Origin of the sequence: Acinetobacter sp. SwsAc2 (assembly GCF_013391465.1) — a bacterium.
Classification (GTDB): domain Bacteria; phylum Pseudomonadota; class Gammaproteobacteria; order Pseudomonadales; family Moraxellaceae; genus Acinetobacter; species Acinetobacter johnsonii.
Genome location: NZ_JACBEZ010000023.1, coordinates 1 through 11,784, shown reverse-complemented (window position 1 = coordinate 11,784; position 11,784 = coordinate 1). Strand labels below are relative to the sequence as shown.

The window sequence follows — 11,784 nt, the reverse complement described above, 5'->3', positions numbered from 1 at the left end:
TGAAAATGATCGTCAAATTTCAAAGATGGTATCTGTTTATGGTGCAATCGTTGAACCTTTTTTTAGCTCTTGCAAAATTGGGCAGCAACTGTCGGTGGTGGTTTTACATTCATCCACCCAGCTTGAAAGGCGTTGTTTCAAAGCATTCAGCTCTTGAATCCGTTGATCAATTTTTTCCAGTCGTTGCTGAATCACATCACGGACTTTTTCACGGTCATCCAGTTGCAAATGTAGTAGATCTTGAATTTCACTGAGCTGTAAGCCCGCATCTTTACCTTTTTGTATAAAGCTTAAGGTTTCAATATCTTGCTGACTATAGTAGCGATAGTTTTGTGTGGTTTCAGGAATACGCATCAGACCGATCCGTTGATAATAACGAATGGTTTCCACATTCACTTGACAGTGTTTTGCCAGCTTGCCGATAGTGAGCATAAAATAATCTCCAAAAGGCTTGACTCAGTACCTAGGTACAGACTTTATGCTAACACAATCAAAAAATAAAAGGTGAGTCAGAATGAGTGAGCAACACAAAACGTCTTGCTGTTCCAAACAGAAATTAGCGCCGATGGTGGTGAATATCGATCCTGTCTGTGGGATGACGGTCGCAGAGGACTCTCCTCATGTGTATGAGTATCAATCAGTTCGTTATTTGTTTTGTTGCTCAGGCTGTTTAAAGAAATTTTCGGCCAATCCAGAGGCTTACTTAACATCAGAAAGGGCGCCCAGTGTTTGTTGTAGTCAATCCAAAACAGATATAAGCGATGCTTCATCTCAGGGGAAAGAGGAAAGTGCTGTAGTTACTTCCAAAGGTTGTGGTTGCGGATCAAAACCTGTGTCAGATGCAGAGAAGACCACATTTATTGACCCTGTGTGTGGTATGACCGTAACAGATTTAACTAAACCGCATACCGTGTGGCAGGGACAGGACTACTATTTTTGTAGTGAAAAATGTTTGCAAAAGTTTATTGCAACCCCAGAGGCTTATGTAAAAACTGAAGATGCAGCATCGGTGTCTACTTCTACTGCTGGCTGTTGTGGATCAACTCCGAAAGAGACAGAGAAAAAAACATCTTGTTGTGAGCCTAAGCCGAAAATAGAACCAGACAGCAAAGCAAGTTGCTGTGCACCCAAGCCGAAGGTAGAAGTTGCCCAAAGTAGTTGCTGTGGTGGTGGGAAACATCAACATGAACATCATGCTCCATCTGGATCAGCTGAGTTTATGGACCCTGTCTGTGGCATGTCAGTCGATCCGAATACAGAGTTAAAAACGGATTATCAGCAACAGACTTATTATTTTTGTAATCCTTCGTGCTTAGATAAGTTTAAGGCTGACCCTGAATTTTATCTGATTCCACCCGATCAGCGTCCTGTGCCTGAAGGGGCGGCGGATATGGACTATACCTGTCCGATGGACCCTGAAATTGTACAAAAGGGACCGGGGACGTGTCCGATTTGTGGTATGGCACTCGAGCCGATGCAACCGACTTTAGATGATGCACCGAACCCTGAATTGGTGGATTTTAGCCATCGCTTTTGGATGACTTTGCCGCTTACGTTGATTGTATTTGTACTGGCGATGGGTTCACATATTCATAGTTTCATTTCACCGCATATTCAGCCGTGGATTGAGTTGGTCCTAGCGACTCCTGTAGTGCTATGGGCGGGTAAACCGTTTATTGAGCGTTGCTGGACCTCGTATAAAACCCGCAACTTAAATATGTGGAGCCTCATTGGTGTCGGGGTGTTAGCGGCCTATATTTATAGTGTGGTGGCGACTATTTTCCCAAGTTTGATTCCGATGGCAGCCAAAACAGGGCATGGCGTGGCGGTGTATTTTGAAGCAGCCTGTATGATTGTGTCCTTAAGCTTGCTGGGGCAAATCATGGAGCTGAAAGCGCGTGCCAAAACCGCAGATTCGCTGAAAGCCTTGTTAAAGTTACAAGTGAATACTGCCAAATTGGTACAAGCCGATCAGGTGGTTGAAGTTGAAATTAGCATGGTGAAGCAGGGGGATATTCTACAGATTTCTTCAGGTGAACAGATTCCACTAGATGGTGTGGTGGTGGAAGGCAAAACCTATGTCGATGAAGCCATGATGACAGGGGAGCCTGTACCTGTGAAAAAGCAAATGCATGACACAGTCATTGGTGGTACGGTCAATCAACAAGGCAGTATTCGTATTCAAACCACGGCGGTCGGGGCGAATACCACTTTGGCGAAAATGATTCAGACGGTGGCAGAAGCACAGCGTTCTAAAGCACCGTTACAACGTTTGGCCGATGTGTTTGCCAAGTATTTTGTGATTGTGGTGTTACTGATTAGTGTTTTGACTTTCGTTGCATGGATGGTGTTTGGTGGTGCGCAATTTGACTTGGCTCTGATGTGTGCGGTGGCGGTATTGATTATTGCCTGCCCATGTGCGCTGGGTTTGGCGACGCCAATGTCCGTGATGGCCACTACAGGGTGCGCGGCACAAAAAGGGGTATTATTTAAAGATGCAGAGGCGATTGAAGCTTTAAGTAAAGTGAATACCCTGATTGTCGATAAAACAGGGACTCTGACGGAAGGTAAACCAAGCCTTAAAGAAATTCAGTTGCTCAGCCCAAATGTGAACCAAGCGCAAGCGGAACAGTGGATTGCTTCGATTGAGCAATATTCAAGTCACCCGATTGCACAGACTTTGACGCAAATTGTGCCTTCACAGCAGTTGCTGAAAGTGGCAGACTTTGAGGATGTGACTGGCTTTGGTGTCAAAGGTCAGATTGGCGAGCAAACCCTCTATATTGGTAGCCAAAAGCTGCTTGAACAGCTCGGCATCACTTTAGATGATACTTTGCAAAGCCAGTTGAACCAGCAGCGTGCGACAGGCAATGTGATCAGTTTCTTAAGCAATAGCCAAGAAGTGCTGGCTTATATTTCTATTCACGATGCGATTAAATCAAATGCGCAAGAGGTCATTAAGCAATTGATGGCTGATGGCATTGAAGTGGTGATGGCAACAGGTGACCATGAGCAGAATGCACAGTTAGTCGCAAAAGAACTGGGGATTCAGCATGTATATGGCAACTGCACTCCAACTGAAAAACTGGACATCGTGAAGAAATATCAGGCCCAAGGTAAAATTGTGGCGATGGCGGGAGATGGCATTAACGATGCACCAGCCTTGGCACAAGCCAATGTCGGAATTGCAATGGGGAACGGAACCGATATTGCTAAACAAACCGCACAAGTGACTTTGGTTAAAGGTGATATTCGTGGCGCAGCCGATGCGCTACATATGGCGAAACTGGGTGTGCGGAATATGAAACAAAACCTTGCTTTTTCCTTTGTGTATAACGGTTTAGGTGTACCTGTGGCAGCAGGAATTTTCTATCCATTAACAGGGTTATTACTCACCCCAATGTTCGCTGCGGTGGCTATGTCATTGAGCTCATTGTCCGTAGTCTTAAATGCTTTACGTTTACAGAAGAGTAAATAAGCGCTTTTAGATTTTTACACTCCCTTTTCAGTTGAGTTTAAAAAAAGCATCTTTTTAACAAAGGTGCTTTTTTTATGATGATTCGTGATGGGATGAAGTGCAGCGCGAATAAACATTGATTTTTACAAGCGTCTTTTTTGACTAAACTTGATTTAAAGAGCCTTGATCCGGTTCGAGCGAGTAAGGTTGTATAAGACGCAAAATAGATGTATTTGGGCAAGGCATAGCGCTTGAATGATCATCATCTCGTGAGACATTTTGAAATTATATAAAACAGTAACTTAAAAAATAGTGGGAACTGCCGTACTATAAGCGGGATGGAGTAAAGGCAGGATTCAGGGTGAATTTAAAAAATCTAGAAGCATTTTATTGGGTTGTGACTTTAAATAGTTTCAATAAGGCTGCCACAAAATTACAAACGACTCAGCCTGCCGTTTCACAAAAAATCACCTCTCTTGAAAATGATTTAGGTTTTAAAGTTCTAGATCGCAGCTTTCGACAGCTTAAACCCACCCATAAAGGCATGACCCTGTTTAAATATGCTGAAAAGTTTATGCGTTTAGAAACCGATTTGGTGGCTGAGCTGACTGAAAACCAGCACCTCACAGGAACAATTCGTTTAGGCGTTTCCGAGACCATCGTTTATACGTGGTTGGTTGAATATATCGAAAAAGTGCAAAAAGAGTTTCCCAAAGTTTCTGTGGAAATTGTGGTGGATTTAACCCCAAATTTGCAAGAAGGTGTGCGTACGGGAGATTTGGACATGGCCTTTTTGCTGGGTCCGACTTTGGCTTTCGAGTGTGTAGAGCAGGCGCTGTGCGACTTTGAACTGAGTTTCTTGGCAGCGCCTTCTTTTAAAGGTGGTGTGGGGCAAATGTCATTTAAGGCATTGATGTCTCATACCATTTTAACTTACCCAAAAATTACCTATCCCTATAAAGAGCTCAAGGCCAAAATGAAAGAGCAGGCACTGGATGAGCCGCTTTCAATTACCAGTTATTCGCTTGCGACCTTATTGCGTCTTGCGGAGCAAGGTTTGGGAATCGCCGTTGTGCCGACCTTAACGGCGCTAAAGGAAATTACCGATGGTCGCTTGGAAATTTTAAATACCCCGATCCAGCTCAAGACCTTTCATTTCACCTCGATTTATATGCAAGGAAATGATGCTGCCTTGAAAGAGAAATTAACCGATGTCGCAGTCACTGTTTCTGAAAGCGCAATGAAAAGATTGCTTGAGAAAATTAAAAAATAATTGAGGCGTACGCAGTTTTTTGACAAGTGATGTTTCTTTATCTCAAAACGTAATTTGTTTGAAAAACTATAAAAGCAGCTTATCGTGCGTGATAAGTAAAATTTATCATTAGACTTTTAATAAATAAAAAATAATAAAATACAGCCATTTAGTTTTAATAATGGATGTAAAAAGTCGTATTGTTCATCGCGCTTGCCTATGTTCTTATTTCAAATAGAAGATTTGATCCGCCATGGCTTTGGTTGGGCAACAGGGAATCTTTGTCAGTTAAAGGGATTTAAGAACAGAATTTGCAAACAAAATGATGTTCTTGGTTCAACTTGAAAATAGCGTTATTAAGCTCAAATGGACGAGGAACGCATTAAATATGTCTTTATTAAAATCTTCTTTTTTATCAGATCGCCAATGGGCCATTGTTGCTTCAATCTTCATGATGGCAACCTCCGCCATGGGACCTGGTTTTCTCACTCAAACCGCGGTCTTTACTGTGAAATTGGGTGCGGCGTTTGGCTTTGCCATTCTCGTGTCTATTTTGATTGATTATGTGGTTCAACAAAACATTTGGCGTGTCGTAACGCTGACGCAAATGCGTGCCTCGGATATTGCCAATAAAGCCTTGCCGGGCAGTGGTTATTTACTGGCTTTTCTGGTCATTTTGGGTGGCTTTTTCTTCAGTATTGGTAATATTGCAGGTGCGGCTTTAGGTCTCAATGCCTTATTTGGGTTAGACACTAAATGGGGCGGCATTTTAAGTGGTGCTTTAGCCATTTTAATTTTTGCTTCAAGAAAAGCCACGCTGGCGATGGATAAAAGCATGATCGTTTTGGGGTTGCTCAAAATCATCTTGATTATCATTGTTGCTGTCATTGTGATGCCACCTGTGGGCCAAGCTGTTCATCAAACGTTTGCACCCGACCAGATTGATTTTGCCATCATCACCACGATTGTTGGTGGAACGGTCGGCGGCTATATCTGTTATGCAGGCGCCCATCGTTTACTGGATAAAGGCGCGGTTGGCCCTGAAAATATTGATGAAGTCGCAAGAGCTGCAACCAAAGGTATTGTGGTTGTGGGCATCATGCGTTATGTGCTGTTTTTAGCTTTCTTGGGCGTAGTGGTGAGTGGTGCAAGCATTGATTTAGCCAGCCATGATGCCAATCCAGCAGCACAAGCTTTTCAATATGCCGCAGGGACTTTCGGTTATAAATTATTTGGTCTGATTTTCTGGGCAGCAGGGATCAGTAGTACCATTGGCGCGGCTTATACTTCGGTTTCATTCTTTACTACATTTAAGAAAAACCTCAGTCCAAAACAAACCAATTACACCACCATTACATTTATCGCTTTGGCTTTATTACTGTATGTCGTACTGGGCGCAACCCCTGCTGGACTGTTGATTTTTGTTGGTGGTTTTAATGGTTTGGTATTGCCAATCGGTTTAACGATTTTTGTTTATGTAGCTGCTTGCCGTAAAGATATGATGGGCAATTATAACTATCCAAAATGGTTACTTATTTTGGGTGTACTCACATGTATGTTGACATGGTGGATGGGCTATATGTCCTTTACCACAGTCTTTAATTATTTAACCAAACTTTAAGCCAGACGACGGTGAAGTGATAAAGGAATTAAGCCATGTTTGTAGATTTAAATAGTGACTTAGGTGAAAGTTTTGGTTCATGGAAAATGGGAAATGATGACCAAATTCTACCCGTGGTGACAAGTGCCAACATTGCATGTGGTTTTCATGCAGGAGATCCGCTGGGGATTTTAAAGACACTGCGTAAAGCTGTTGAATTAAACGTCGCGATTGGCGCGCATGTATCTTATCCAGACCTCGTTGGTTTTGGTCGCCGCAATATGGATGTGTCACGTGATGAGCTGATTGCCGATGTGCTTTATCAAATTTCTGCATTGGATGGTTTAGCCAAAGTGGCTGGTTCTCAAGTGCAATATGTGAAACCACATGGTGCACTGTATAACACCATTGCACATGATCACGCTCAGGCCGCTGCGGTGATTGATGCCATTAAAATGTATAACCCAGAACTGGTTTTGGTGGCACTGGCTGGTTCCAACTTGGTTGAGCAAGCACGTGCAGCAGGCTTAAAAGTTGTATCTGAAGCATTTGCAGACCGTGCTTATAACAGTGATGGCTCATTGGTTTCACGACGTTTGGACGGGGCTGTTTTACATGACTCAGCCTTTGTGGCACGCCGTGTGGTGTCTATGTTGAAAAATGGCGGCGTTGATTCGATTGATGGTGTATTTACCCCGATTCAAGCGGACACGATTTGCTTACATGGTGACACCGCGGGTGCTTTAGAGATGTCGGCTGCGATTAAAGCTGAACTGCTAAATCATCATATTGAAATTCGTCCCTTTGTCTTAAAGCATGAGGAAGTACGCAATGTATAAGGATATCCGAGTCGATTCAGCGCAGCTTGAAGCCGCTTTAGCTGCACGTTTAAAAATTCGCGCAGGCTTTGATAAACCAACGGCGGGTATGGCTGCGGGCATGACGCAGGTCAATATGATTTCGGTACCTAAAGATTGGGCTTATGATTTTCTACTCTATGCACATCGCAATCCGCAAAGCTGTCCTGTTTTAGACGTGCTAGAGGAAGGTGTTTATGCCACAAGGCTGGCAGAGAACTCAGATATACGCACCGACTTTCCACGCTATCGCATCTGGAAAGAGGGTGAAATGGTTGATGAAGTAACGGATGCGAGTGACATTTATCATGCACATCCTGACTTGGTGACGTTTCTAATTGGCTGTAGTTTTTCTTTTGAAACTGCATTGCAAGAAGCAGGTATTGAAGTTCGTCATATCCATGATCAGACTAATGTACCGATGTATTTGAGTAATATTCAGTGTCAGCCTGCGGGGCGTATTTCGGGCAACATGGTGGTTTCTATGCGCCCAATTCCATCCCATCAAATCGCGGATGCCGTCAAAATTACAGCACGGATGCCAAGTGTGCATGGTGCGCCTGTACATATTGGACATCCTGAAGGTTTAGGCATTCGTGATGTGAATCAGCCAGACTTTGGTGATGCTTCACGTATTGAGGCTGGGGAAATTCCAGTATTTTGGGCTTGTGGTGTAACCCCACAAGCAGCGGTGATGAACTCAAAAATTCCTTTTGCCATAAGCCATGCTCCCGGTCATATGTTCATTACTGACATTCCTGATCGTGCATGGATGGGTTGAGCGGCACTAAAGAACAATTAAAAGGATAGGCATATGCGTTTTTTATCGGTAAACGCGGATTGTTTTCTCATAGAGCTTGCCAGCCTAGAGGAAACATTGGCGTTGTACAATAAATTGCACACGATGCAATTGAATGGAATTAAAGACTTAGTCCCTGCTGCAAAAACAATTTTAGTGTTTTTTAATGAAATCGAAACCACCTTTAAAACACTGGTTGCTTCGATTCAGACTATAAAAATTGGTTCAGGCGTTGAGCGTAATGTCCAAGAGCTGATTATTCCTATCTGCTATACGGGCGAAGATCTTGCTCAGGTTGCAGAGTTACAAGGGCTTTCAATTGCTGATGTGATTTTGAAGCATCGTCAAAGTGTTTGGAATGTGGCTTTTATCGGTTTTGCACCGGGCTTTGCTTATATGAGCAGTCCCGATCGACCTTTTACAGATATTCCGCGTTTAACTGTGCCACGTAAAAAAATACCGTCGGGTTCTTTGGGACTGGCAGGACAATATTCAGGGATTTACCCGAAAGACAGTCCGGGGGGCTGGCAGTTGATCGGTACGACTGCTAAAAAAATGTGGGATCTAGAGCGTAAAAATCCAGCGCTACTTTTACCAGGGATGACAGTACATTTTGAAGACGTTACACATCAACCGACCACGGTTAGCGTAGCACAGCAAGTCACTGGTACAGTTGAACCTAAACAATCCATGCCTTTGTTTACGGTAACAGCACCGAGTTTACAGATGCTGATCCAAGATGAAGGGCGTTTTAACCAGACCAAGATTGGGGTTGGTGTTGCAGGGGCGATGGATGTATCGGCGATGCACAGTGCAAATCGAATTGTCGGTAACCCAACTCCGACGCCTGTGATTGAAGTTTTAAATGGTGGTTTGAAAGCCAAAATGCATCAGTCCGCAGTCATTGCGGTTACGGGAGCGATTTCAAATATCCACGTGAAATTTAGTGATGGACAAAAGACTGACTTTGGCAGTTATCAAGCGATTGCTCTTGATGAAGGTGATGAATTTCAGATTCAAGCACCGACGGCAGGGCTGAGAAATTATCTGGCGATTCGTGGTGGTATCGATGTGCAGTCTGTGCTGAATAGTGCCTCATTTGATAGTTTGGCCATATTGGGGCCAGAACCTCTAAAAATGGGGGATACGGTTTATCAAGGACAGGTTGAAGTTTCAAATATCAGTAATACTGAAATTGCGAAGTTAAACTTGCCCAAAGTCGGCGATGTGGTAGAGCTCGACATTGTGATGGGACCGCGAACGGATTGGTTCGAAACAGAGAGCATTGAGCGCTTATGTCAGCAAGCTTGGTTTGTGACTAATGAAAGTAATCGGGTTGGACTGAGACTTTCAGGTGAACAGCCGTTGCAACGCAAAATTACTCATGAGTTGGAAAGTGAAGGAACTTGTATTGGTGCCTTGCAGATTCCGCCAAACGGTCAACCTGTACTGTTTATGAATGACCATCCTTTAACTGGTGGCTACCCCGTGATTGCGGCTGTGGCGAAGCACCATTGGGACTTGGTGGCACAGATTCCAGCAGATTGCCAAATCAAATTTAAAAAAATGACCGAATTTACAGATTTTGAGAATGAATGATGACTACTGAAAAATTATTAATTGCAAACCGTGGTGAAATTGCCGTTCGTATTATTCATGCTTGCCGTGATATGGGTATTTCATCGGTTGCTTTATATGCTGATGACGATATGGACAGTATGCATGTCGAACTGGCGGATGAAGCATGGGGTTTGGCGGGTGCAACTGCACGTGAAACTTATTTGAATATTCCAGCCATTCTTGAGGTTGCTAAAAAATCCAAAGCGACCATGGTGCATCCAGGTTATGGTTTTTTATCTGAACGTGCAGAATTTGCTCAGGCCGTAATTGATGCAGGCTTCAAGTGGGTCGGGCCGCCACCGAATGCTATTGAAAAGTTGGGTGATAAAATTGAAGCACGTAAGATAGCGGCTTCAGTGGGTGCACCTTTAGTTCAAGGCACACAAGACCCCTTAAATAATGCTGATGAAGCTCTCGAATTTGCAAAGCAGTTTGGTTTACCTATTGCGATTAAGGCCGCTTTTGGCGGTGGTGGTCGCGGTTTAAAAGTTGTTTGGAAACTGGAAGATGTAAAAGAGCTGTATGATTCGGCTGTACGTGAAGCACAAGCCGCTTTTGGCCGCGGTGAGTGTTTTGTTGAGCAATACTTAGATCAGCCTCGCCATGTCGAAGCGCAAGTGATTGCCGATCAACATGGCAATGTAGTGGTTTTAGGTACACGCGATTGTTCGCTACAGCGTCGTAATCAGAAGTTGGTTGAAGAAGCCCCAGCGCCTTTTATCAGCGATGCAATTTATGAAGAAATTTTAACTTCGGCTAAAAATATTTGTCAGGCAGCCAACTATGTCGGTGCGGGTACAGTTGAATATTTGCTAAGCCGTGATGGAAAGCTTTCATTTTTAGAGGTTAATACCCGCTTGCAGGTGGAACATCCTGTTACTGAAGAAACGGCCAAAGTCGATTTGGTGGTTGAGCAAATTCGTGTGGCTCAAGGCCATGAACTTTCAATCAAAGAAACCCCGATAGCGCAGGGGCATGCCATTGAGTTTCGTATCAATGCTGAAGACCCTGCTCGTGGCTTCATTCCTGCATTTGGTGTATTGAGTTTATTTGAAGCACCATTTGGCCAGGGCGTACGCGTAGACACAGGTGTTCGTACTGGTTCTTTGGTGTCGAGTCATTTTGATTCGCTCATGGCAAAACTGATTATCACAGGCCCAACCCGTGAAATTGCGATCGTTCGCGCTAAACGTGCGCTGAAGCAATTTAAAATTGAAGGGGTTGCTTCGGTTTTAGACTTTCACCGTGCTGTATTAAATGAAGCTGATTTTATCGACACATTTAATGTCCATACTCGTTGGATTGAAAATGATTTTAAACAGGACTTAAAGCCAACGAAACGCAGTATTCCGAATCATCAACAACCGATGTTACTCAGCTATATTGAAATTGATGGGAAATTACACCGTTTAGGCTTACCTGCAGGCATGTTTGCACAAAACCCTACAATGACGTCTCAAGACCAACCAGCTACAGAAACAGCAGTGAGTGCTGAACACTTACTTGCACCAATCAATGGCGTAATTAGCGCTTGGAAAGTAGAAAACGGGGAGCAGGTAGTAGAGGGGCAAGTGGTTGCGATTATGGAGGCCATGAAAATGGAAGTTCCTGTACTTGCACATCAAAGTGGGGTAATTCAGTTGACAGCTCAGCAGGGAGCGACCTGTCACGCAGAGCATATTATTGGATCGATTTGCTAAAAAATTAAATCATGTGAATGAGCCTGATGCAGCATTTAGCTAAGTCAGGCTTTTCATTTAGAAATTCTTAATAATTGAGGGCTGATTGGCTTTGTTTTATGGACAAATGTAGTGGAAAAATGGTTCGATAAAGATTTAATAGTCCAATAAAAGCGTTATTTAAAGGGAAATCTTGTTTTTGGCGAGATGAGACAATATTAAACAGAGTTTAAATATATAATAAGGTGAAATAAATATTTGTATTTAAACAATTAAATACAAAACTCTATGAAAAAATACCATATTGTTCAGAAGTATAAATAATGTGCCTACCATATGCCTACTTTTTAATGTTTTCAGCCTACCATTTGCCTACTAAATTTATTTGTAAAATTTAGGGTCTGTTGACATTTACTGTTCATAATTAACCCTATAAAGGTAGCCATAAAAATATACAGGCTAAAGCAACAGAACTTTGATAATTTCTTTTGAGCTTGTCATATCGAGTAGCTATTCCTCT

7 protein-coding genes and 2 pseudogenes are annotated in these 11,784 nt (G+C 43.1%); 7 read left to right on the top strand and 2 right to left on the bottom strand.

The genetic code is table 11. The features are described from left to right. Positions 1 to 36: 36 nt before the first annotated feature. Positions 37 to 432, bottom strand: a complete 396-nt coding sequence (locus tag HYI04_RS11020) for a MerR family transcriptional regulator (protein WP_010326305.1) — start codon at positions 430 to 432, stop codon at positions 37 to 39. Between the two features lie 82 nt (positions 433 to 514). On the opposite strand from HYI04_RS11020, the gene HYI04_RS11015 reads away from it, so the two are divergent. The 7 genes and pseudogenes from HYI04_RS11015 (at position 515) to HYI04_RS10985 (ending at position 11,285) form a co-directional block, all read left to right on the top strand. Continuing rightward, complete coding sequence (locus HYI04_RS11015; RefSeq protein ID WP_058952085.1) at positions 515 to 3,478, top strand: heavy metal translocating P-type ATPase; 2,964 nt, start codon at positions 515 to 517, stop codon at positions 3,476 to 3,478. A 340-nt stretch (positions 3,479 to 3,818) separates the two neighbouring features. Further along, a complete protein-coding gene (mumR, locus tag HYI04_RS11010) occupies positions 3,819 to 4,730 on the top strand; it encodes a LysR family transcriptional regulator MumR (RefSeq protein ID WP_004694273.1) in 912 nt (303 codons plus the stop codon). A gap of 345 nt (positions 4,731 to 5,075) precedes the next feature. Further along, a pseudogene (locus tag HYI04_RS11005) lies at positions 5,076 to 6,330 on the top strand (NRAMP family divalent metal transporter). A gap of 35 nt (positions 6,331 to 6,365) precedes the next feature. Continuing rightward, positions 6,366 to 7,148 (top strand): LamB/YcsF family protein, encoded by a 783-nt coding sequence (locus HYI04_RS11000; RefSeq protein WP_178896159.1) that lies wholly within the window; start codon positions 6,366 to 6,368, stop codon positions 7,146 to 7,148. After that, positions 7,141 to 7,947 (top strand): putative hydro-lyase, encoded by an 807-nt coding sequence (locus HYI04_RS10995; RefSeq protein ID WP_058869250.1) that lies wholly within the window; start codon positions 7,141 to 7,143, stop codon positions 7,945 to 7,947. The genes HYI04_RS11000 and HYI04_RS10995 overlap by 8 nt, the downstream gene beginning before the upstream one ends. 33 nt (positions 7,948 to 7,980) lie before the next feature. Next, complete coding sequence (locus HYI04_RS10990) at positions 7,981 to 9,564, top strand: urea amidolyase family protein (RefSeq protein ID WP_178896158.1); 1,584 nt, start codon at positions 7,981 to 7,983, stop codon at positions 9,562 to 9,564. Further along, entirely contained in the window at positions 9,564 to 11,285 is a 1,722-nt protein-coding gene (locus tag HYI04_RS10985) for a biotin carboxylase N-terminal domain-containing protein (protein WP_178896161.1), read from the top strand. Before HYI04_RS10990 ends, HYI04_RS10985 begins: the two co-directional genes overlap by 1 nt. Positions 11,286 to 11,694: 409 nt before the next feature. Here HYI04_RS10985 and HYI04_RS10980 read toward each other — a convergent pair. Next, a pseudogene (locus HYI04_RS10980) lies at positions 11,695 to 11,784 on the bottom strand (IS5/IS1182 family transposase); the annotation flags it as partial.

What these genes read in the sequence shown, in the direction of transcription:
- HYI04_RS11020 (WP_010326305.1), bottom strand. Translation starts at nt 432, where the DNA reads ATGCTCACTATCGGCAAGCTGGCAAAACACTGTCAAGTGAATGTGGAA.
- HYI04_RS11015 (WP_058952085.1), top strand. Translation starts at nt 515, where the DNA reads ATGAGTGAGCAACACAAAACGTCTTGCTGTTCCAAACAGAAATTAGCG.
- HYI04_RS11000 (WP_178896159.1), top strand. Translation starts at nt 6,366, where the DNA reads ATGTTTGTAGATTTAAATAGTGACTTAGGTGAAAGTTTTGGTTCATGG.
- HYI04_RS10995 (WP_058869250.1), top strand. Translation starts at nt 7,141, where the DNA reads ATGTATAAGGATATCCGAGTCGATTCAGCGCAGCTTGAAGCCGCTTTA.
- HYI04_RS10990 (WP_178896158.1), top strand. Translation starts at nt 7,981, where the DNA reads ATGCGTTTTTTATCGGTAAACGCGGATTGTTTTCTCATAGAGCTTGCC.
- HYI04_RS10985 (WP_178896161.1), top strand. Translation starts at nt 9,564, where the DNA reads ATGACTACTGAAAAATTATTAATTGCAAACCGTGGTGAAATTGCCGTT.